The sequence below is a fragment of the Rhodocaloribacter litoris genome (genome assembly GCF_011682235.2).
Classification (GTDB): Bacteria; Bacteroidota; Rhodothermia; order Rhodothermales; family ISCAR-4553; genus Rhodocaloribacter; species Rhodocaloribacter litoris.
On record NZ_CP076718.1, the window covers coordinates 375,649 to 396,488 of the forward strand.

The following is a 20,840-nucleotide window of genomic DNA, read 5'->3' on the forward strand; positions in this document are numbered from 1 at the left end:
TCCGTGGCGAGACAACCATGGTCCTGACAGATGAAGATGTACGATAAGGAAAGTAGCCTGCACGTGGTTGTGGTGGCCCGCCCCCCCTGGCACGAATCGCTCAAGGGCTGGCTCGCAACGTACGATGCCCCCCTCGCCGTAACGTTCGCCTCCCCCGAAGCGCCCGGACTCCGGGACGGAGACGAACGCACGCCGTTGCTGCTCCTGGATCCCGGCGTGCTGCCCGCTCCGGAGCCCCCCCTCCCCCCGCACCTGGAGGCCGGCCCCTTTGCAATCCTGCTCGACCGGGACGACCCCGACCGCGAAGCCGCCTGGCTGCGGGCCGGCGCCCTCGACGTGCTGGCCCGGCCCGCCCTCGACGCACGGGCCCTCCGGCGCCTGCTCGCCCGCATCCAGGGGCACCCCGCGCTCTGGAACCCGTCCCGGTTGCCCCACCGGCACCTGTTCGAACACCAGACCCAGCTGCTGGCCCTCCTCGACACCGGGGGGCGTATCCTCGACCTCAACGCCCAGGCCCGCCGGCTGCTCGGCTGGCCCGACGACCACGCCTGGCACGGCCGCCGCCTCTGGGAAAGCAGCCGGTGGACCGACCCGACCGGCACGCCGCCACAGATACGACGCGCCCTGCAGCGTGCCCGCACCGGCAAGGCGGCACACTTCGAGGCCACGCTGGATACTCCGGAGGCCCCCCTGCCGGTGCGTTTCACCATCCAGGCACTCCCAGACGCCGAAACGAACCCGGGATTCCTCGTCGAAGGGCAGGTCATCGCCACGCAGAAGCGGGTGGAAGAAGCCCTCGAAGCCAGCCAGCGGATGATCCGGGACGCCTTTGAGCATGCCGCCATCGGCAAGGCCCTGGCAACCCCCGACGGCAACATCCTGGAGGCCAACCAGGCGCTGGCACGGTTCCTCGGCCGCCCCATCGAACAGCTCATCGGCTGCAACCTGCACGACTTTTTCCCACCCGAAGACCGGGGTAAAGAGCAGGTGCTCCTGCAGGCCGTCCTCGACGGCGAGCGCGACACCTTCCAGATCGAGAAGCGGTTCCTCCACGCAGAGGATCGTCCCCAGTGGGGGCTCATGTCGGTGTCGGCCATCGAACAGGGCGCCTCCAGGCTGCTGGTCGTCCAGATCCAGGACATTACCGAGCGCAAACGCTATGAGGAAGCCCTGCGGGCCAGCCAGCTCCTCAACGCCGGGATCCTGTCCTCGCTGCACGATCTGATCGCCGTCCTGAACCCCAAGGGCGAAATCATCGCGATGAACCGGGCCTGGGAAGAGCAGGCCCGCCGGCGAAACGGCACGTTTGCGCGAACCGGCATCGGCGTCAACTACCTCGACATCTGCCGGCGCGCCTCGGACGAGGACGACTATGCCCGCCGGGCCCTCCACGGCATCGAGGCGGTGCTGCAGGGCAAGACGGCCTACTTCGAGATGGAGTATCCCTGTCCGGACGACCGGAAAGAAGTCTGGTACCTGATGACGGTGGTACCGTTCAAGGAACGGGGCGGGGTCGTCGTCTCGCATGCCGACATCACCCGGCGCCGGCAGGCCGAACACGAGCTGCGCATCAGCGAAGAACGGTACCGGATGCTCTTCGAGGCCGTCAAGGACGCGATCCTCCTCGTCGATGCCGAGACGCTGCGCATCCTCGACGCCAACCAGGCCGCACAGGCGCTCTACGGCTACTCGCTGGAGGAGCTACGCCGCATGCAGGCGACCGAGTTGTCGACGGATCCCGAGGGGACGCTCCGGGCCATCGAACGCGTGAAGCAAAAAGGCGACCATGACCTCTACATCAACGAACGGCAACACCGGCGCAAGGACGGCACCACGTTTCACGTCGAGATCTCTTCGGGCCCGATCACCATGGGCGGGCGACGCCTGATCAGCGCGGTCATCCGGGACGTGACGCGCCGCCACGAGGCCGAGGTCCTCCTGCGCCGGTCCCGTGAACAGCTGCGCCGGCTGGCGGCACGCCTCCAGTCGATCCGGGAAGAAGAACGCACCCGCCTCTCCCGCGAGGTCCACGACGTCCTCGGGCAGGCCCTGACCGGGCTGCGGATGGACGTCAGCATGCTCGAACGCCGGCTGGAGAACCCGTCGCCCGCCCTGCAGGAACGCCTGGCCCTCATGAAAGAGGCCCTCGACGATACGGTACAGGTGGTGCGCCGCATCGCCGCCGACCTGCGCCCCGGCGTCCTCGACGACCTGGGCCTGGTGGCGGCCCTGGAATGGGAGGCCCAGAAATTCGAGCAACGTACCGGCATCGCCTGCACCTTCGACGCCGAAACCGAGGCGCCGCCGCTCGACACCCAGCAGGCCACCGCGATCTTCCGCGTGGTGCAGGAACTGCTGACCAATGTGGCGCGGCACGCCGGTGCCACCGCCGTCCATCTCCGCATCCGCCAGACCTCCGACCGCCTGGAAGTCATCGTGCAGGATAACGGCTGCGGCATCCGGGAAGAGGACCTGTCCGAGGCCAAATCCCTCGGCATCCTGGGCATGCGCGAGCGTCTCCTCCCCTGGAACGGGCAACTCCACTTCGAAGGGCATCCCGGGCAGGGCACCACGGTTACGGTCCAGGTGCCCCTCGAACCCGTTTCAACCCAACCGCTTGAACAAGCTCAACCCTCATGACACGCATCCTGGTAGCGGACGACCACACCGTGGTGCGGCGTGGTCTGGTGCAGATCATCTCCGAAACGATGGACCTGAAGGTCACCGGCGAGGCCGCCACGGCCCGAGAGGTGCTCGACCTGGTCCGTCGCCAGCCGTTCGACGTCGTCGTGCTGGACCTGAACCTGCCGGACCAGAGCGGCCTGGACACCCTCAAGCAACTCAAGGCCGAGTTCCCGTCGTTGCCCGTGCTGGTGCTGAGCATGTACGGCGAGGAGCAGTACGGCCTTCGCGTGCTACGGGCCGGCGCGGCCGGCTATCTCACCAAAGAGAAAACGGCTGAAGAGCTCGTCCAGGCCATCCGCAAGGTGGCCGGCGGCGGGCGCTACGTCAGCGCGGCCATGGCCGACAGCCTCCTCGACCTGCTCGAGACCGACCCCGACCTGCCCCTGCACGCCACGCTCTCCGACCGCGAGTTTCAGGTGATGCGCCTGCTGGCCGAGGGCAAGTCCGTCACGGAAATCGCCGACATGCTCTCGCTGAGCGTCAAGACAGTGAGCACCTACCGGGCGCGTGTCCTGGAAAAAATGAACATGAAAAGCAACGCGGAACTGGCCCGCTATGCCCTGGAGCACGCCCTGATCCACTGACACGGCCCGGTCCCCGGCGTATATTTACGGTTCACGAGGGGTTGATTGCCGCGGCCGAAGCCGGGCACTCCGGCAGGGAAACGAACGGGCCTGCGAGGCACGCGCATGGTCGAAAACCGGAGCGAAAACTTTTCCCTGCTCGGCGAACGTGCCGATCGGGCACGTTACCGGCATTTCGTCGGGCGCCGTGCCGAACTGGAGCTCTTTGCGCAGGCGCTCCAGTCCGAGAGCGCACGCTTCTCCGTGCTGTACGTGTTCGGCCCCGGTGGGGTCGGCAAGACCGCCTTGCTCCGCGAATATGCCACGCTGGCGGCCGAACAGGGCCGTTCTGTTTACCGGCTGGACGGCCGTGACATGGAGCCCTCCCCGCAAGGTTTTCTCCTTGCCCTCTCGCAGGCCATTGACCCGGATGTGCCTCCCTTATCCCTGGACGCCCTGGCCGATCTGCCCCCCGCCGTGCTCCTCCTCGACACCTATGAGCGCCTGGCGGTCCTGGATGACTGGCTGCGCGAGGCGTTCTTGCCGGCGTTGCCTGCGCAGCTGCTGGTGGTCATGGCCGGCCGCCAGCCGCCCTCTGAACCCTGGTACACCGATCCCGCCTGGCGCGAGCTGGCGCGCGTGGTCTCCCTGCGCAACCTGCGCCCGGAAGAAAGCCGGCAGCTGCTGACCACGCTGCATGTGCCGGGAATGCTTCAAGAGGCAATTCTCGACGTCGCCTACGGGCATCCCCTGGCCCTGGTCTTGCTCGCCGACTGGCTGATGCTGGGCACAACCCGGGCGGAAGCCATCAGCCTCGAACACGCTCCAGACGTGGTCCACCTGCTGATGCAACGTTTCCTGCAAGACGTGCCCACCCCCGAGCATCGTCAGGCCCTCGAAGCCTGTGCCCTGGCTCGCGTAACCACCGAAGCCTTGCTGGTCGACGTGCTGGGAGAGGAAGCCGCGCCCCCCCTCTTCGCCTGGCTGCGCGGACTCTCTTTCATCGAGACCGGCCCGGAGGGCGTCTTTCCCCACGACCTGGTGCGCGACGCCGTGGAAGCCGACCTGCGCTGGCGCAATCCCGAAGTCTGGCGGCGGCTCTACCGCCAGGTGCGCCACCACCTGACCCGTCGCTTCTGGCACAGTAGCGGTCTTGCCCGTCAACAGGCTTTCTTCGACCTGATCTACTTGCAACGCCACCACCCCCTGATGAAGCCCTTCTACGACTGGCGGGCCCTGGGGGGTGCCTATCACGAGCCGGCCACCCCGCAAGATCACGCCCACATCCTGGCCATGGTCGAGCAGCATGAAGGCCCGGAATCGGCCCGCATTGCCGCCTACTGGCTGCAGCACCAGCCCCAGGCCTTCGTGATATTTCGAGGAGCTGATGCTCTCCCGGTAGGATTTACCGCGAACCTCTTGCTCGACACCGTCACCCCCCGGGACGAGCAGGCCGACCCGGCGCTACAGGCTATCCGGGCCTATATGCGGCGCTACGGCCCCCTTCGCCCCGGCGAACGCATCCAGATTGCTCGGTTCTGGATGGGTCGCGAGGTGTATCAGGCCCCCCTGACCCACAACATGATCACCCTGAACACCGTAGTCACCTGGCTGACCACCCCCAACCTGGCCTGGACGTTTTGCTGTATGGCCGATCCGGCTGCCTGGGAGGGCGTGTTTACTTACATCAATTTCTGCCGCGTTGCCGAGGCCGATTTCGAGGTGGGTGGCAGGCGTTACGGCGGCTTTGCCCACGACTGGCGTGTGGAGCCGTTGCCGGTCTGGAACGAAGTGATGGAGGAACGGGCCCTCAGCCTATCCGCCGACTGGCGGCCGGAGCCCGTCGGCCAGCCCGCTTCCCCGCCGCTGCTGGTGCTCTCCCAGCCGGAATTTGCCGAGGCGGTGCGCCGGGCGCTGCGTGATTTCGCCCGCCCGGATCGGCTCAGCGCCAACCCCCTGATGCGTTCCCGGCTGCTCAGGGATCGTTATGGACCGCAAGCGGATACCGAAGACCTGCAGGAGTTGATCGAAGAGGCGGCGAAAATGATGCAGGGTCATCCGAAAGACGATAAACTCTATCAGGCCCTGCGGCGCACCTACCTGCGCCCGGCCCCATCGCAGGAGAAAGCCGCCGAGCTGCTCGACCTGCCCTTCAGCACCTACCGTTATCATCTCCGCAAAGGCATCGAACGCGTCACCGAGTGGCTGTGGCGGCAGGAGCTGTACGGCGGGCCTGTGTCTGCGTACGAACGGGTATAACTGACTGATGTTACGCAGTAGGCGACGAAGCCGTCACGTTGCTTTCCTTTCGCTTCGTGGCGGGCCCCTCGACCAGGGAGAGGGCGACCCCCATCCCCCCTTCGGGGACCTTCCCCCTGCAGGGCCGCCGGGGGCGGCCAGGGGGAAGGGCTTGTATTGGCACGACGCGGTCTGAAAAGTCCCTCCCCATGCGAAGGGGAGGTGTCGCGAAGCGACGGAGGGGTAGTCCTGCTATCCCACAGGTTTCAACTGCGTAACATCAGTAACTGACACTCCTACCCCACTTCTTCTGCCTAATCCTGAAAGGGTTAGCAATATTTCGGCAGGTTTTCGCCTGGCACCCTGGCAAAAGCCGGCGCTATCGTCATCCCGGCAACAAGTAAACCGGCCAAACGCAGGTGGCGGGAGGCCGTAAAACGATCGTTCGTGAACGTTTGCAGAGGTGCCGTTATGACCAGACTCCCCCTTTTTCTCATCGCGACTACCTTCTCAGCCCTCATTCCGGTAACCACATATGCCCAGAAGGAAGCCCCGCAGCCCGAAAGACCCCTTGTGTACGAGTGGCTCTTTGATGTCACCGTGGAGTTGGAGCCGTCCCTCGTCATCGGACCAACCGGTGCAGGACAGCGAGAGGTCTATCCCATTCGGAGTGGTTCGATCGAAGGACCGCACCTCCAGGCTGAAATCCTTCCTGGAGGCAACGACTGGGTGCTCCGGCGGGAGGACGGCAGCCTGCTGCTGGATATTCGCTCCGTGGCCAGAACCCGTGACGGGAACCTGATTAGCGCCGCCGGTCGCGGCTACTTCTCGTTGACTCCCCAGGGGATACAGCAGATGCAGGAAGGAAAACCGGTGCCCGCTTCTGAACAGTATTTCCGTGTGGCCTACACATTCGAGGCCGGCGCCGAGCCTTACGCCTGGCTCAATCGCACCCTCACGGTGGGGGTAGGTGAATTTCGCCCCGGTTGGGTGAAGGTGAGCGTCTACGCCATTCGTTGAAGCTGCAGGGAAGGATGGCAATCGTCATGAGCATGAGAAGATCCACCACCACAACCACCAACTCGGCTGAGGTGAACCGAGGCCAGGTCATCCACCAGGGCATCCGCTCCCCCTATCTGGAGAGCGGCAACCGGCACAGCGATGAAGCCGTCGTCTTTGTCCACGGCAACCCTGGCTCGTCGGAGGACTGGCGCGACCTGGTGGGCCGGGTGGGCAGCTTCGCCCGGTCCGTGGCCCCGGATATGCCCGGCTTCGGCCAGGCGGACAAGCCCAAAGACTTCGACTACACCGTGGAAGGCTACGCCCGCCACCTGGAGGGCATCCTCAACCACCTGGGCGTGCAGCGGGCGCACCTGGTGCTGCACGACTTCGGCGGGGCGTGGGGCCTGGCCTGGGCGGCCCAGCATCCCGAGCGGCTCCTCAGCGTGACCCTGATCAACATCGGCCTCATGCCCGGCTACCGCTGGCACTACCTGGCCCGCATCTGGCGCACGCCGCTTCTCGGCGAACTCTTCTTTGCCACCACCACCCGCACGGCCTTCGGCCTGTCGCTCCGGCACGGCAACCCCCGCGGCCTGCCCAAAGCCATGGTGGACCGGATGTACCGCGACCTGGACCGGGGCACCAAGCGGGCGGTGCTGCGCCTCTACCGGGCCACGAACAACCCCGGCCAGATGGCCGAAATGCTGGGGCCGCTCTTCCGGCAACTGGACGTGCCGGCCCTGGTCATCTGGGGCGCGGCCGACCCGTACGTGCCGGTGCGTTTCGCGGAGCGCCAGCGGGCGTTCTTTCCCCGTGCCCGGATCGTCATTCTGGAGCAGAGCGGCCACTGGCCCTTCGCCGACGACCCGGAATCGGTGGCCGGTGCGCTCATTCCGTTCTTGCAAAAGCAACCGGAGGCGTAAAGGAGACAACCATGTCAGGTCGAAACCATGCCGTCGTCATCGGCGCCAGCATGGGCGGGCTGCTGGCCGCCCGGGCGCTGGCCGACTTTTACCAGCAGGTGACCCTCATCGAGCGGGACGCCTTCCCGCCCATCGGCGAGAACCGCAAGGGGGTACCCCAGGGCTGGCATACCCACGTGCTGCTCTTGCGGGGCGGTGAGGTTCTGGAGGGCATGTTCCCCGGCCTGACCGCCGACCTGATGGCACGGGGCGCGCCATTCCTCGACCGGCCCGAGAAGGAGCTGATCTGGTTCGACGGCGGCGGCTATCACGCCCGTTTCACCAATGAGGACGGCCGTCTCGGCGCGCTGTGCGTCAGCCGGCCCCTGCTGGAAGGGTATGTGCGGCAGCGGCTGCTGGCCCTGCCCCATGTGATGGCCATCGAACAGTGTGACGCGCTGGGGCTGGTGCCGTCGGAGCGCGGCGGGCGGGTGCGTGGGGTGCGCCTGCTGCGCCGGGCCGGCGGCAGCGCCGAAGAGGTGCTGGAGGCGGATCTGGTGGTGGACGCCACGGGGCGGGGGTCCCGGGCGCCGAAATGGCTGGAAGAGATGGGCTACGCCCCGCCGGAGGAGGAGCAGGTGACCATCCATGTGGGCTACAGCACCCGGCTTTACCGCCGCCCGTTGGAGCAGCAGAACGGCGTCAAAGCGATCCTGATTACGCCTTCACCTCACTTGAAGCGAGGCGGTGTGATGCTGCCCCAGGAAGGCGAACGCTGGATCGTTGGCTTGGTCGGGTATCGAGGCGATTATCCACCGTCGGATGAGGCGGGTTTTCTGGCCTTTGCCCGGAGCCTGGCTGCTCCCGATATTTACGACATGATAAAAGATGCGGAGCCGCTGTCAGACATCATCACCTACCGCTTCAAGGCCAGCCTGCGTCACCGTTACGAACGGCTGACTCGTTTCCCGGAAGGCTTTCTGGTATTCGGGGACGCGCTGTGCAGCTTCAACCCGATTTATGGTCAGGGAATGTCGGTGGCGGCCATGGAGGCGCGCGACCTGCAGGATGAACTGCGGCGGGGAAACGAAGCGTTGTGGCGGCGTTTCTTCCGCCGGGTGGCGCGGAGCATCGACATGCCCTGGCAGATCGTCGTGAGCGGCGACCTGCGCTTCCCGGAAGCGGAAGGGAAACGCACGCCGGCCATCCGCTTCATCAACGCCTACATGGCGCGGCTGCACCAGGCGGCACACCGGGACCCGGTGGTGGCCCGGGCCTTCAACGAGGTGGCCGGCCTGGTGGCGCCGCCCCAGAGCCTGATGCGGCCGGGCATCGTGTGGCGGGTGTGCAGTCACGCTTCTTAACCCTGTCGTCGCAGGGCAGCCCGGGCAACGGACCACCGGCAGGGTCCGTGCGAGCACGCATCACCGGTCCGGCGTCTCTCGTCACGTCCCACCGAGACATGAAAACGCCCCGAAAAGGTCCGGCCGATTCGGGGCGTCCTGCGAGGCTGCCCTGCCAGGATTCGAACCTGGAACCCCCTGATCCAGAGTCAGGTGCTCTGCCAATTGAGCTACAGGGCAAAGATAGCTTGCAAGCTACGGCGGTTTATCGCGATTCGCAAACGAACGGTTCCCCGCCGCCCCGGCTGTCACCGATCTTTATCGACTCTTAAACGTCCGTCACGGTTGCCAGGGCATCGACGGCTTCGACGGGCACCCCGCGCCAGGCGGCCACCTGCGCGACGATCTGCCCCCGAACCCGGTCCCGCAACGCGGCCGTGTCCCCGGAGCGAAGGCCGGCCGTCTCCACCGGCGGCAGCACCCTGAGCCGGATCGTCGAGGGTTCTCCGAAACGCCAGCTATCTTTCGGCAGGGCGTTGAAGCTGCCGTCGAGCACCAGCGGCAGCACCGGCACGCCGGCCTTGATCGCCAGGCGAAAAGCCCCGTCGTTGAATGCATAAACCCGTCCGTCGCGGGAGCGCGTGCCCTCCGGAAAGAACATCACCGAGCACCTGTTTTCGAGCACCCGTCGCGCCGCCACCAGCACCCGCGCCCGGCTCATCTGCTCGCCCCGTTCCACCGGGATGTCGCCCGCCAGCCGCATCATCCACCCCACCACCGGTACCCTGAACAGCTCGGCCTTCGCCACCCACTTCATGTCCCAGGGCAACCGGCTGATGACGGGAATATCTACATTCGACTGGTGGTTGCATACCACCACATAGGGACGGCGCGGGTCCTCGATCCGCTCGCCGGAGACCTCCACCCGCCAGAACGGGTTGACCCGGGTCATGGCCGCCCCCAGGCGCCGGAACCACCGACCCGTGGTATAGCGGGCCGGATCCCGGTCGAACAGGCGGATGAGGGCCAGCAGTGGCAGCCAGAGCAGGATGAGGAGCACATTGGAAGACCAGACCCAGAGGGAGCGGAGGGTGGTCATGACGGATCGTTCGGGTTGAGCGACACAGGGGAACCGGAAAGAAACGTCCGGACGGCCACGGACGTTTCACCGGCCCGCGCGGTGCTGGCTCCCCCCGCGAATGCATCAGGCCCCTCGACCCTGCGCGAGGTGCCCTGTGCGCCCACCCCAGGCCGGCACCGGTGCGACCGTAGCGGCTCCCTCCGCCCCGGCAAACGACGCCCGGAGCACGGAGGCCACCCGCTGCAGGAACGGCTCCAGCATACCCCGCCGCTGGGGTTCGGGCAGCCGCTCCCGCCAGAAGGCCGCCGTGCGACGCAACCGCCCGGCGACCTCGGCCAGCGCCACGGGAACGGGCGGTTCCGCGCACACCGGCTCCCGGAAAAGCACGCCGTCCCGGCGACCGAGGAAAACACGGGCCAGACGGGCGTTCGACGCGGCATGAGCGGCCACGAGGCGCTCGCGGGTGGCCGGATCGAACAATGAGAAGGGCCCATGCGGGCGGCGCTCTCCCGTCGCCTGCAACAGCTGGGCGAGCAGCTTCCGCTCGTTCCCGTCGAAGACGGCGTTGCACCGGCGCGCGATCTCCACGGCCACCCGGTCGTAGCCCACTCCCACCGGCGACGACGGCTCTCCTTCTTCCGGCCACGGCATCCCGGCGACGGTGAAAAAATCCAGCACGGTATCGCCCCCGGCAAGCTGAGCCCGCTCGTAGGGTCGCACGTGTACCCGCTCGCGGCCGAAGTAGGCGGCAAAGGCCTCGGCCAGCCGGTACCAGTCGTAGGTGACCGGGTCGAGGCCGGCCAAGAACGTGCGGGCGTCCCACGTCTTTCCGGCCCGGACGGCCTCGGCATAACGCGACTCGAGGAAGAGATCCTGGCGGCGTACATAGAGGAACACGTCCGTCTCGAAGGAACGGGTGACGTGCCGGAGGTTGTGCGCCAGGCGACCGGCGTCTGCATAGCCGTTACAGGCCCTGCCGGAAAAGCCTTCGCAGCTCCAGATGAGCGTCCCGGCGCGGACACGACGGGCCAGTGCCTCCACCCGATCACATTCCAGATCGAGTCTCACCTTGAAAGCCGGCTCGAGCGCGTGCAGGGTCCGGTGATACGCCGGGCTCGCCGGCCAGAACGCATAGCCCGCCCTTTGCAGGAGGTTGGTCTGCCCGGCGAGCACCCGCTGAAGCGCCCGTGCGCCCGTCCTGTGCGTACCGATGTGAAGGAGGAGCCGCCTGACCATGTGAAGCCGCCCCGAAGCATCCGTGAAGATTTCGTGCGTCGTTCCCCGTGTTTCGACAACTTCCGTTCCACTTGCCCCACGCCGGTGGGGAAATCCCTTGCCGGAGTGAACCGTAATACCGAAGTTCGCGGAGCACGCTGATTCGTCATCATGCGCCGCGTGCACGCGCGGTCCACACGGCATGCCCGAACACACGCACGAACGGTGGATGCGCCGGTGCCTGGAGCTGGCGGCGCGGGGGGCCGGGCATGTCAGCCCGAACCCGATGGTGGGCGCGGTGCTCGTCGGGCCGGACGGGCGACGGCTGGGAGAAGGCTGGCACCGGGTCTACGGCGGCCCGCACGCCGAGGTCTTCGCCATCGAGGAGGCCGAACGACGGCACGGCGCGGCAGCCCTGCACACGGCCACCCTCTACGTCAACCTGGAGCCGTGCAGCCACCACGGCAAGACGCCGCCGTGTGCCGACCTCATCGTGGCGAAGGGCATCCCCCGCGTGGTGGTGGGGATGGAGGACCCCTTTCCCGCCGTCTCGGGGCGCGGGCTGGCCCGCCTGCGCGCCCACGGGGTAGCCGTCACGACCGGCGTGCTGGAGGCGGCCTGCCGCCGGCTGAACGAGGCGTTCGTCCACCACGTACGGACAGGCCGGCCGCTCGTCACGTTGAAGGTGGCCCAGACGCTCGACGGCCGCGTCGCCACCGCCACGGGTGATGCCCGGTGGATCTCGGGCGAGGCGGCCCGGCGGCTCGTACACCGCTGGCGGTCCGAGCTCGATGCCGTGCTCGTGGGCAGCGGCACGGCCCGCGCCGACGACCCGGCCCTGACGGTCCGCCACGTCGCGGGGCGCCAGCCGGCACGCCTCGTGCTCGACCGCACCGGCACGCTCCCCCCCACCCTCCGCCTGTTCACCGACGAGCATGCCGCCCGCACCGTCGCCGTCGTCGGGCCGGAGGCTGCCCCGCCTTATGCCCGGGCTCTCCTCCGCGCCGGCGGCGCCCTCCTGCACCTCCCCACCGCCGGCGGTCACCTCGACCTCCCGGCCCTCCTCGACCGGCTCGGCCGGGACGGCGGGCGCGACGGCGGGCGTCCCCTCCAGTCCCTCCTCGTCGAAGCCGGCCCGGGCCTGGCCTCGGCCCTCTTCGCCCAGGACCTCGTGGACCGCTACTTCGTCTTCATCGCCCCCAGAGTCCTCGGCGGCGGGCTACCCGCGCTCTCCCTTCCCGGCCCCGAGCGCATGGCCGAAGCCCGCACCTTCGCCGAACACCGCTGGACCCGCACCGGCGACGACCTGCTCTTCCAGGGCTACCGCCATCCTGTTTCGTAAACGCACCATGGCCCCACAACGCCCCGGCCATTTGCTCACTCCACACCCAGGGTGGCGGGGTCGACTTCGACGAGCTTGCTTTTGAGAAAGGCCAGCGTCCGGGACGGGAATTTTCGGACGAGGCGGTAGTCGTGTGTGGCCATGAGCACCGTCATCCCCTGGCGATGCAGGCCCAGGAGCAGCTTCTGGATCTCGTCGGCGACGGCGGGGTCGAGGTTGCCGGTCGGTTCGTCGGCCAGCAGGATCCACGGCTCGTTGACGATGGCCCGCGCAATGACCACGCGCTGCTGTTCACCGCCCGAGAGCTCGTGCGGATAGCGCTTGCGCTTGTGGCTCAGCCCCACCCGCGCCAGCACCTGCAGCACCCGGTTTTTCACCATCGCGCCCCGCTTCCCGGTGGCGTAGAGGGCGAAGGCCACGTTGTCGAAGACGTTCCGGTCCGGCAGGAGCTGGAAGTCCTGGAAGACGATCCCGAGCGAGCGCCGCAGGTAGGGGATTTCGCGGGGCTGGATGGTGTCGCTGCGGTAGTCCCCTACCCGGACCAGCCCGGCATCCGGCTTCAGGTCCATGTACATCAGGCGCAGCAGTGTCGTCTTGCCGCTGCCGGTGGGGCCGATGAGGTAGACCATCTCGCCCCGGTCGATGCGCAGCGAGAGGTCTTCGAAGACCGTGCGCCGGGAGCCGTCCGGGAGCGGATGGGAAACCGTGACGTTTCGTAGCTCGATCACGATGGTTCCGTAGGTGTCGAACGTTGCGAGAAGCGGTGCCTCGCCCGCTCAGGGACGGGCCGGCGGCCGTCGTGCGACCCAGTGGATCCGCTCGGAATCCGCGTGGGCCGGCTCGTGCGTGAACCCGTCGTAGGCCGCCACGACCTCGAACCCGGCCGCCTCGACCGGCCCGCGGACTTCCTCCATCGTATAGGCGCGCTGCACATGCGCCTCGAAGAAGGATTGCCCGGCCACGGTGATCTCGAACGTCGTCGTATGCAGGCGGCGCCCGGGGTCGTAATGGCTCGTACGCCGGAACGCGAACGCATCCGCCCCGCCTTCGTCCTCGAAGAAGGCCTCGTTGTTGAGGGAGTTGGCGGGGGTGCTCTGGTCGAAGACAAAGAGGCCGCCGGGCTTGAGGGCCCGGAAGGTGCACCGGAAAAGATCGTGCAGGCGGGCTTCTTCCAGAAGATAGTTCAGCCCGTCGTAGAGCAGCACGACGGCGTCGACGGGCGTTTGCACGCGGTAGTTGGTGAAGTCGGCGACCTCGAACTGGATGGAGGGCCCCAGCAGCTCGGCCTTGGCCCGGGCCACGCGGATCATCTGGGGCACGGCGTCGGTGCCGGCATAGCGATACGGCCCCAGCGGGGCCAGCTCGAAGGCAAGCGAACCCGTTCCGCACCCCAGTTCGAGGATCGTCTCCACGTCGCCGTGGTGGCGTTCGAGCAACTCGTGCACGTAGGCCGCCCAGAGCGCGTAATCGACGTGTTCCATCACCACGTCGTAGCCGGCGGCCAGCACCGTGTAGGGCGGCACCTGACGAGGTTCTTTCGAAACGGGAGTCGGCATGGTCGGGCGTCGGGGCTCGGGTTGTCTGCGGCCCGGCGGGCCGCGCCCGCTCAACCGGTCTTGCGGGGCCGGTGGGCGGCGCGGCGTCGGGCGATGTCGATGGCGAGAAAGATCGCGCTGCGCATGCTGCGGGGGGAGGCCTTGCCCTGCCCGGCGATGTCGAAGGCCGTGCCATGGTCCGGCGACGTGCGCACCAGGGGCAGCCCGGCCGTGAAGTTGACCCCGGCATCGAAGGCGAGGGTTTTGAAGGGGATGAGGCCCTGGTCGTGGTACATGGCCAGCACGGCATCGTATTGCCGGTAGGCACCCACGGCGAAGAACCCGTCGGCCGCCAGCGGGCCGAAGACCAGGTAGCCCCGGTTGCACGCCTCGTCGACGGCCGGGAGGATGACCTCGATCTCCTCGCGCCCCATGACCCCGCCGTCGCCGGCGTGCGGGTTCAGGCCGAGCACGGCGATGCGCGGGCGTGCGATCCCGAAATCCTCGGACAGGCTCCGGCTGATGATGTCCACCTTGTCCAGGATGGCCTCTTTCGTCACCAGCTTCGGGACATCCCAGATCGGCACGTGGCCGGTCACCAGGCCGACGCGCAGCCGGTCGGCCACCATCATCATGGTGTAGCGTTCGCAGCCGGCCCGCCGGGCGATGAACTCGGTGTGGCCCGGCTCCCGGATGCCCGCCCGGTTGATGGCTTCCTTCGAGATCGGCGCCGTCACCATGGCGTCCACCCTGCCTTCCAGGCACAGGTCTGCGGCCCGGGCGACGGCCCGCATGGACAGGCGCCCGGCGACGGCGGAGACGCGCCCGAACTCTACCGGGCAGGACTCTCCCCCGGTCGCGTCGAGCACCGTGAGGACGTCCTCCGGCCAGTGGGCGGGCACGTCCCGCACCTCCTGCAGCTCGGGCAGGGACAGGCCCAGCACCCGGGCGTGCGTCCGCAGCACGTCGGCCGAACCGATGATGACCGGTTGCATGTACTTCATCAGGCGCGAATCCACCAGGCAGCGAAGCACCACCTCGGGGCCGATCCCGTTCGGATCGCCGAGGGTGATGGCCAGGCGGGGCCGCCGGCCCGGTCCGTCCCGATATGCGGTCTCGTTTTCCATCATGGCCTCCTCACCCGGCACAGGCGCACCCCTTCGCCGCCGGCCTCAACGCTTGCGAGGACGGGCATAGTCGCGGAGAAACTCCACGAGCAGGCGTACCCCGAAGCCGGTCCCCCCCCGTGGCCGGTACGGCTTGGCCTCCTTGAGGAAGGAAGGCCCGGCGATATCCAGATGGATCCACGGGTACGCGACGAAGTGTTCGAGGAACTTGGCCGCCGTGATGGAGCCGGCCGCCCGGCCGCCGATGTTCTTCAGGTCCGCCACGGGGCTTTCGAGCAGCCGGTCATAGTCCTCGAACATGGGGAGCGGGTGCACGCGCTCGCCGCTCCGCTCGCCGGCGGCCTGCATGCGGGCGAGTCGTTCGGAGGCGCCCTCGCCCTCGTTCGTCATCACCGCCGCGCACACGTCCCCGAGGGCCACCACGGCGGCCCCGGTCAGGGTGGCCAGGTCGATCACCAGCTCCGGCCGGTAGGTCCGGGCGTAAGAGAGGGCATCGGCCAGGATCATGCGCCCTTCGGCGTCCGTGTTGAGCACCTCGACGGTCTTGCCCGAATGCATGCGGACGACCTCGCCCGGCACATAGGCGTTCTCGCCGGGGCGGTTGTCCGTGGCCGGAATGAGGCCGACGACGTAGAGCGGCAATTCGAGCCGGGCCAGGGCTTCCATCACCCCGACGACGGCCGCCGCCCCCGCCATGTCCGACTTCATGAACTCCATCGAGCCCTCGGTCGGTTTCAGCGAGAGCCCGCCGGTGTCGAAGACGACGCCCTTGCCCACGAGCACCACGGGCCGGTCGTTGACGGCCTGCTCGGGCCGCCACGTCATGACGGTGAACGTCGGCGGCTCGGTGCTGCCCCGGTTGACGGCCAGCAGCCCGCCCATGCCTTCCTGCTCGATGAGGGCCTTGTCCCAGACGTCGGCCTCGTAGCCGTACTTTTTGGCCGAGCGTTCGATGGCGCGGGCCAGCAGGGTGGGCGTCTTCTCATGCGGCGAGAGGTTGACCAGATCGCGCGCCGTGTAGACACTCTCGGCCAGGATGCGGGCCCGCTCGGCGCCCCGGCGGCAGGCCTTATCCTCCCCGGCGCTGTGCACCACGAGCCGTTGCGGGCCCGCCCACGCGTTCTCCTCCGTCTTGTACCGTCGAAAACGATAGGCGGCCAGCATGAAGCCCTCCACCAGGGCCTGGCTCGCCACTTCGGCGTCGAGGCGGCCGGCGAGATCCGCCTCGGGTACGGCCAGGCCGACGGTCTCGGCCTTCACCTTCTCGGCAAAGTCCACCCCCGCGGCCGATGCCCGGCGCAGGTGCTCGGCCGTGACGGCGGCGGCCGGCCCCATCCCGACGAGGGCCAGCCGGCGTGCCCGGGCCTGCTCGGGATAGAGCAACACCCCGCTCTCCAGCGCCCCGCTCACGTCGGCGGCACTCCGCGCCACCACCGGATCGAGGACTTCCCGGAACGTCGCCAGCGCGGCCTCCACCCCGTCCTCCGGCACGAGGACGATCAACAGGTCGACGTCGAGCTCGCGCAGCGGGATGGTCGTAACGGAAATCTTCATAGGTTAGGCGTTTCTGGACTTCAGATCGAGCAAAGACGCCAGGTAGGCCTCGTCTTCGGGCGAGAGCACCCCGTCGTCGGGTGCCCGGCCGGCTGCGCCGCAACCGGCGGTGGCCGTCTCCGGGCCGAAATCGATGAAGCGGGGCGCCGCATCGACCACCTCCCGGATGGTCTCCTCCAGCCCCTTGCGCACGAACGCTCCAGAAGCGTTGCGATGCCCGCCGCCGCCGAAGTGCTGGGCCCACTCATGCACATACGCATCCCCTTTCGAGCGAAAGCTGACCTTGGTTCCCCGCTCCGTCTCGATGAAGAGCAGCGCCACCCGCACCCCCTCGATGGACAGCACGTAGTTGACGAAGCCCTCCGTCTCCTGCACGTCGGCACCGATCTCCCGGAGGGTGCGCTGGGGCACGACCAGGTAGCCGAGCTGCCCGCCGTACCGAAGCGAGAGGGTGTCCAGCGTCCGGCTGAGCAGGCGCAACCCTTCCACGCTGCGCGTGTCGAAGATGGCGGCGTGAATCGGCGCCGGCTCGATCCCGCCCCGCTCCAGCAGGTCGGCAACGATCCGGTGCACCTCGGCCGTCGTGGAGCTGTACCGGAACGAACCCGTATCGGTCATGATGGCCACGTAGAGGGCCGTCGCGAGCGCGGCATCGATCAGGCCGGGGTCATGCGCAACGATGAGTTCGTAGACCAGCTCCCCCGTGGACGAGGCCGACTCGCGCCGGTACTGGAGGTCGAACCAGGACTCGGGCGTGGGATGATGGTCGATGAGCACCTTCACGGCCGGGCTGCTGCGCACCGCCGCCCCCATCTTACCCAGGCGCTCCTCGGTGTTCGTGTCCAGCACGACGATCACCTCCGCCCCGGCCAGGATCTCCAGCTGGCGCAGCGCCCCGTCGAAAACTTCCACCGCGTCGGTCCCCGGCATCCAGCTCAGGTTGTACGGCGGGGCATCCGTGTTGATCAGGTGCACCTCCTTCCCCAGCTTCCGCAAAAAGTGACCGAGCGCCAGCTGCGAGCCCAGCGCGTCGCCGTCGGGTCGGGTGTGGGTGGTGACGACAAAGCGGTCATGATCGAGAAAAAGCGATACGAGCTGATGGATCATTCGAGGTCTCCTGCCTTCTTTTCGAGCCTAGACTAAACGCGGCCCTCCGGCAAAGGTTCGTCGGGCGGCCCGGACGCGAACCGGGAGGTTAGATTGCACGGGGCGAGGGTGTTTTAAGAAAAAATCCCTGCACAGCAAGCCATGCCGAGCGAACCCGCTCCTCCCGCACCCGATCCCGCCACGCCGGCCGGCACGGGCCGCGAACCGGATGGCCCCCGCTATCCGTTCGACGAGTCCCGCGGGCCGGCCCTCCACGAACCGGCGGCCGCCCGCCGCGTCCCGGAAGCCTTCGTCCAGGACCTCTGGGCGACGCAGCGCTTCCCGCCCGGCACGCTGAAGACGACCGCCGGCGAGACGGTGGCCGTGCTCGATCCCGGGCAACCCAACCCGGACGGCGGGCCCGACTTCCTCGGGGCACGCCTGCGCCTGGGCGGCATGGCCTGGGCCGGCGACGTGGAGGTGCACGTGACCTCGGGCGGCTGGGTCGAGCACCGGCACGACCATGACCCGCACTACAACACCGTCATCCTCCACGTCGCCCTCTTTTCCGACCTCTGGACGGGCCGCCTGCACCGGGCCGACGGAACCCTCCTTCCCGAACTCATCCTCCTGCCCCACCTGACCGCCCCGCTCCGCACCCTGCTGCACCGGTTCCACACCCGCCCCCCCGACGCGCTGCCGTGCGCCGACGGCTGGCCCGGCGTGCCCGAAAAGATCAAGACGACCTGGATCCACCATCTGGCCCGCGAACGACTGGCGGGCCGCCGGCGCCGGCTCGAGGCGGCCTACCTCGTCCGGCCCGACCTCGAAGCGCTGCTGCACGAACGCCTCTTTGCCGCGCTGGGCTACGCCCCGAACGCCGAACCGATGCAGGCCCTGGCCCGCCGCCTCCCGCTGTCCCTGACGCGCCGGGTCCGCGACCCGCTCGACCTCGAAGCCCTGCACTTCGGCACGGCCGGGCTGCTCCCCGACCCGGCCCAGCTCCTGAAGGCCGACCGTGCAACGGCCGACTACGTGATGGACCTCCGGGAACGCTTCGACCGGCTGCGCCATACCCTCGCAACCGAGGTGGTTCCGATGGATCGCACGCAGTGGCGGTTCTCCCGCCTGCGCCCGGCCAACTTCCCCACCCTGCGCATCGCCCAGGGCGTGGCCCTGCTCCGAACCCTCCTGCACCGGGATCCCCTCGGCATCCTGCCGGCAACCCTCCGCGAAGCCGACCCCGTCGCGGCTCTCCGGTCGCTGCTGTGCGTCCGCCCGGGACCGTTCTGGGAAACCCACGTCCGGCTCGACCGGCGCACCCGGCCCCGGAACCCCGCCCTGGGCCTGAGCCGGGCGGACGGGATGATCGTCAATGCCGTCGTGCCCGTACTGCTCCTGCTGGCGGAACAGACCGGGGCTCCCCCGCTCGAAGCGGCCCTCGTCGAACTGCTGGAACGGCTGCCCGCCGAGGACGACCGGGTCGTCCGGCGTTATGCCGGGCTCGGCACCCGCCCGCGCAACGCCCTGGAAACCCAGGGCCTGCAACAGCTCTACCGCACGCGCTGCCTGGCCGGGCATTGCCTCACCTGCCCCGTCGGCCGTACCCTGATCGAAGGGACCGGCGACCCGGCCCCGCCCGCGTGAAACGACCGGGAAAAGCCGGCCCGGCCCCCCTCACCGCTTGCGGATGAACACCCGCTCCCGTTATTTCGAGGCCGGCTTTCCCGCACCCTCCTACGGTTTCATCGTCGTGCTCATTCGCCTCGTCCGCATGACCTTCCGGCCCGATCGCCTGGACGACTTCCGGGCGCTCTTCGAGATGGCGGCCCCCCACATCCGGGCCTACCCGGGGTGCCTGCACCTCGAACTCTGGCAGGACGTACGCTTTTCCAACATCCTCACGACCTGCAGCCACTGGGAAACCCCTGAAGCCCTCGAAGCCTACCGGAGAAGCCGGCTGTTCCGGGACACCTGGGCCCGGACGACTCCGCTTTTCGCCGCACCACCCGTGGCCTACAGCCACCTTCCCACCCTGATCGTCCCGGCACCGTAGGCTTACTTTCCCCGGCTTCCTGCCGATACCCCCGGAGAGGCCGCCGTTTTCCGGCCTCATCCACCCGCCCCCTCCCGTCCCGAATGCAGTGCGCACCACCGGCCCGTATATCCTCATGACCGTTTCCTCGATGCGACGCCTCCCCGTTACCGCAACCGTCCCTCGAGGATAAAGTCCAGCGTGCCATGGCTCTATCTCCTCCCAAAACGGCCACCATCAAAGTGGAACGACAGCCGGATCTGGAGGTGCGTTTCCCACCGCTGCCGCGCACGGTCACGGCCGTTTCCAACCTGCTGGCCCAGCGTGCCGAGGTACCCGACACCCCGGAACTGGTTCGCATCATCCACAACGACCCGGTGATTGCCGCCGCGGTCCTGCGCCGTGTCAACTCGGCCTACTTCGGGGTGCGCCGGCACGTCAGCGACGTCAAGAAGGCGGTATACCTGCTCGGTTTCGTGGAAGTCTGCAACATCGTCCTGTCGGCGGCCATGATGAAGCTGCGGGACGTGGTGTCCACCGAGGGGCAGGTCCACATCTTCGACCAGATCATGCAGTCGAGCGTCGGAGCGGCCTCCTACGCCCGGGAGATCGCCAGCTTTCTGCACCTGCCGGATGCCGAGACGGCCTTCACGGCGGGGCTGCTACACAACGCCGGGCGCCTGGTTTTCCTCTACAACCGGCCCGATGCGTACGAACGGCTGTGGATGGGAAATGAAAACGGCCTTTTCCCGCCGCCCGAGGCGGAGCGCGCCCTCTTCGGCCTCGACCACATGCGGCTCGGCCATATCGCGGCGAACCACTGGGAGTTGCCCCACGAGGTCGGCGAGATCATCGGCGCCTACCTGACGCCGGGTCACATCCAGGATCCGGCCCGGCGCCTGCTGGCCCTCACCGTCGCCGTGGCGGCCTCCGCCACGGAGCAACTCTGCATGACCCCCGGCGACGGCCGGCTGCGCTTCGAAGCCAAGACGGCCCTGCGCATCCTGGCCCGCAGTGTCGGCCGGGACGCGACCGAACTGATCGAGCTGATCGAATCCAAGCGCGAGCCGGTAACAGCGTACATCGCCCTGATGACGCACGGTGCCTGAGGAAGGGGCGACACGACAGCGCC

General features: G+C 68.0%; 17 protein-coding genes and 1 tRNA gene. 10 read left to right on the top strand and 8 right to left on the bottom strand.

Annotated elements, in window-relative coordinates:
• The first annotated feature begins 30 nt into the window (after positions 1-30).
• The 6 genes from GQ464_RS01510 (at position 31) to GQ464_RS01535 (ending at position 8,754) form a co-directional block, all read left to right on the top strand.
• Positions 31-2,640 carry a PAS domain S-box protein gene (locus GQ464_RS01510; protein ID WP_166976586.1) on the top strand — a complete coding sequence of 870 codons (2,610 nt, stop codon included), beginning with the start codon at positions 31-33 and terminating at the stop codon, positions 2,638-2,640.
• Positions 2,637-3,269: a response regulator gene (locus GQ464_RS01515; protein ID WP_166976587.1), complete on the top strand. Its 633-nt coding sequence runs from the start codon at positions 2,637-2,639 to the stop codon at positions 3,267-3,269. Before GQ464_RS01510 ends, GQ464_RS01515 begins: the two co-directional genes overlap by 4 nt.
• A gap of 105 nt (positions 3,270-3,374) precedes the next feature.
• Complete coding sequence (locus tag GQ464_RS01520; protein WP_166976588.1) at positions 3,375-5,507, top strand: AAA family ATPase; 2,133 nt, start codon at positions 3,375-3,377, stop codon at positions 5,505-5,507.
• Positions 5,508-5,957: 450 nt separating this feature from the next.
• Positions 5,958-6,506, top strand: a complete 549-nt coding sequence (locus GQ464_RS01525) for a DUF3237 domain-containing protein (RefSeq protein WP_228350503.1) — start codon at positions 5,958-5,960, stop codon at positions 6,504-6,506.
• A gap of 26 nt (positions 6,507-6,532) precedes the next feature.
• Positions 6,533-7,411 (top strand): alpha/beta fold hydrolase, encoded by an 879-nt coding sequence (locus tag GQ464_RS01530; protein WP_228350504.1) that lies wholly within the window; start codon positions 6,533-6,535, stop codon positions 7,409-7,411.
• 11 nt (positions 7,412-7,422) lie between these two features.
• On the top strand, positions 7,423-8,754 hold the full coding sequence (locus GQ464_RS01535) for an FAD-dependent oxidoreductase (protein WP_166976590.1): 1,332 nt from the start codon (positions 7,423-7,425) through the stop codon (positions 8,752-8,754).
• A gap of 146 nt (positions 8,755-8,900) precedes the next feature.
• Here GQ464_RS01535 and GQ464_RS01540 read toward each other — a convergent pair.
• From GQ464_RS01540 to GQ464_RS01550, 3 genes are all read right to left on the bottom strand, one after another.
• Positions 8,901-8,973 (bottom strand) — tRNA-Gln (locus GQ464_RS01540).
• 88 nt (positions 8,974-9,061) lie between these two features.
• Positions 9,062-9,832: a lysophospholipid acyltransferase family protein gene (locus GQ464_RS01545; RefSeq protein ID WP_166976591.1), complete on the bottom strand. Its 771-nt coding sequence runs from the start codon at positions 9,830-9,832 to the stop codon at positions 9,062-9,064.
• 105 nt (positions 9,833-9,937) lie between these two features.
• Positions 9,938-11,050, bottom strand: coding sequence for a hypothetical protein (locus GQ464_RS01550; protein WP_166976592.1), 1,113 nt, complete (start codon positions 11,048-11,050; stop codon positions 9,938-9,940).
• A gap of 181 nt (positions 11,051-11,231) precedes the next feature.
• On the opposite strand from GQ464_RS01550, the gene ribD reads away from it, so the two are divergent.
• The gene (ribD, locus tag GQ464_RS01555; protein WP_228350505.1) at positions 11,232-12,371 is read left to right on the top strand and encodes a bifunctional diaminohydroxyphosphoribosylaminopyrimidine deaminase/5-amino-6-(5-phosphoribosylamino)uracil reductase RibD; all 1,140 of its coding nucleotides are present in this window, start codon (positions 11,232-11,234) and stop codon (positions 12,369-12,371) included.
• 35 nt (positions 12,372-12,406) lie between these two features.
• On the opposite strand, the gene GQ464_RS01560 is transcribed toward ribD, so the two are convergent.
• Genes GQ464_RS01560 through GQ464_RS01580 form a run of 5 tightly spaced genes read right to left on the bottom strand, consistent with a single transcriptional unit; the run spans position 12,407 to position 17,694 of the window.
• Positions 12,407-13,099 (bottom strand): cell division ATP-binding protein FtsE, encoded by a 693-nt coding sequence (locus tag GQ464_RS01560; RefSeq protein WP_166976593.1) that lies wholly within the window; start codon positions 13,097-13,099, stop codon positions 12,407-12,409.
• Between the two features lie 48 nt (positions 13,100-13,147).
• Positions 13,148-13,927 carry a class I SAM-dependent DNA methyltransferase gene (locus GQ464_RS01565; protein ID WP_166976594.1) on the bottom strand — a complete coding sequence of 260 codons (780 nt, stop codon included), beginning with the start codon at positions 13,925-13,927 and terminating at the stop codon, positions 13,148-13,150.
• A gap of 50 nt (positions 13,928-13,977) precedes the next feature.
• On the bottom strand, positions 13,978-15,036 hold the full coding sequence (pdxA, locus tag GQ464_RS01570) for a 4-hydroxythreonine-4-phosphate dehydrogenase PdxA (RefSeq protein ID WP_228350506.1): 1,059 nt from the start codon (positions 15,034-15,036) through the stop codon (positions 13,978-13,980).
• 42 nt (positions 15,037-15,078) lie between these two features.
• A complete protein-coding gene (locus GQ464_RS01575) occupies positions 15,079-16,587 on the bottom strand; it encodes a leucyl aminopeptidase (protein WP_166976595.1) in 1,509 nt (502 codons plus the stop codon).
• 3 nt (positions 16,588-16,590) lie between these two features.
• Positions 16,591-17,694: a DHH family phosphoesterase gene (locus GQ464_RS01580; RefSeq protein ID WP_166976596.1), complete on the bottom strand. Its 1,104-nt coding sequence runs from the start codon at positions 17,692-17,694 to the stop codon at positions 16,591-16,593.
• Positions 17,695-17,835: 141 nt separating this feature from the next.
• Here GQ464_RS01580 and GQ464_RS01585 point away from each other — a divergent pair, with 141 nt between their 5' ends.
• The 3 genes from GQ464_RS01585 to GQ464_RS01595 all read left to right on the top strand — a co-directional run bounded on the left by GQ464_RS01585 (position 17,836) and on the right by GQ464_RS01595 (position 20,817).
• Complete coding sequence (locus GQ464_RS01585; RefSeq protein ID WP_166976597.1) at positions 17,836-19,320, top strand: DUF2851 family protein; 1,485 nt, start codon at positions 17,836-17,838, stop codon at positions 19,318-19,320.
• A 43-nt stretch (positions 19,321-19,363) separates the two neighbouring features.
• Positions 19,364-19,729, top strand: coding sequence for a putative quinol monooxygenase (locus GQ464_RS01590; RefSeq protein WP_228350507.1), 366 nt, complete (start codon positions 19,364-19,366; stop codon positions 19,727-19,729).
• Positions 19,730-19,914: 185 nt separating this feature from the next.
• The gene (locus GQ464_RS01595; protein WP_166976598.1) at positions 19,915-20,817 is read left to right on the top strand and encodes an HDOD domain-containing protein; all 903 of its coding nucleotides are present in this window, start codon (positions 19,915-19,917) and stop codon (positions 20,815-20,817) included.
• Positions 20,818-20,840: the final 23 nt, after the last annotated feature.

Coding starts and splice junctions, on each gene's coding strand:
- GQ464_RS01510 (WP_166976586.1), top strand. CDS start 31: ATGAAGATGTACGATAAGGAAAGTAGCCTGCACGTGGTTGTGGTGGCC.
- GQ464_RS01515 (WP_166976587.1), top strand. CDS start 2,637: ATGACACGCATCCTGGTAGCGGACGACCACACCGTGGTGCGGCGTGGT.
- GQ464_RS01520 (WP_166976588.1), top strand. CDS start 3,375: ATGGTCGAAAACCGGAGCGAAAACTTTTCCCTGCTCGGCGAACGTGCC.
- GQ464_RS01525 (WP_228350503.1), top strand. CDS start 5,958: ATGACCAGACTCCCCCTTTTTCTCATCGCGACTACCTTCTCAGCCCTC.
- GQ464_RS01530 (WP_228350504.1), top strand. CDS start 6,533: ATGAGCATGAGAAGATCCACCACCACAACCACCAACTCGGCTGAGGTG.
- GQ464_RS01535 (WP_166976590.1), top strand. CDS start 7,423: ATGTCAGGTCGAAACCATGCCGTCGTCATCGGCGCCAGCATGGGCGGG.
- GQ464_RS01545 (WP_166976591.1), bottom strand. CDS start 9,832: ATGACCACCCTCCGCTCCCTCTGGGTCTGGTCTTCCAATGTGCTCCTC.
- GQ464_RS01550 (WP_166976592.1), bottom strand. CDS start 11,050: ATGGTCAGGCGGCTCCTCCTTCACATCGGTACGCACAGGACGGGCGCA.
- ribD (WP_228350505.1), top strand. CDS start 11,232: ATGCCCGAACACACGCACGAACGGTGGATGCGCCGGTGCCTGGAGCTG.
- GQ464_RS01565 (WP_166976594.1), bottom strand. CDS start 13,927: ATGCCGACTCCCGTTTCGAAAGAACCTCGTCAGGTGCCGCCCTACACG.
- pdxA (WP_228350506.1), bottom strand. CDS start 15,036: ATGATGGAAAACGAGACCGCATATCGGGACGGACCGGGCCGGCGGCCC.
- GQ464_RS01575 (WP_166976595.1), bottom strand. CDS start 16,587: ATGAAGATTTCCGTTACGACCATCCCGCTGCGCGAGCTCGACGTCGAC.
- GQ464_RS01580 (WP_166976596.1), bottom strand. CDS start 17,694: ATGATCCATCAGCTCGTATCGCTTTTTCTCGATCATGACCGCTTTGTC.
- GQ464_RS01585 (WP_166976597.1), top strand. CDS start 17,836: ATGCCGAGCGAACCCGCTCCTCCCGCACCCGATCCCGCCACGCCGGCC.
- GQ464_RS01590 (WP_228350507.1), top strand. CDS start 19,364: ATGAACACCCGCTCCCGTTATTTCGAGGCCGGCTTTCCCGCACCCTCC.
- GQ464_RS01595 (WP_166976598.1), top strand. CDS start 19,915: ATGGCTCTATCTCCTCCCAAAACGGCCACCATCAAAGTGGAACGACAG.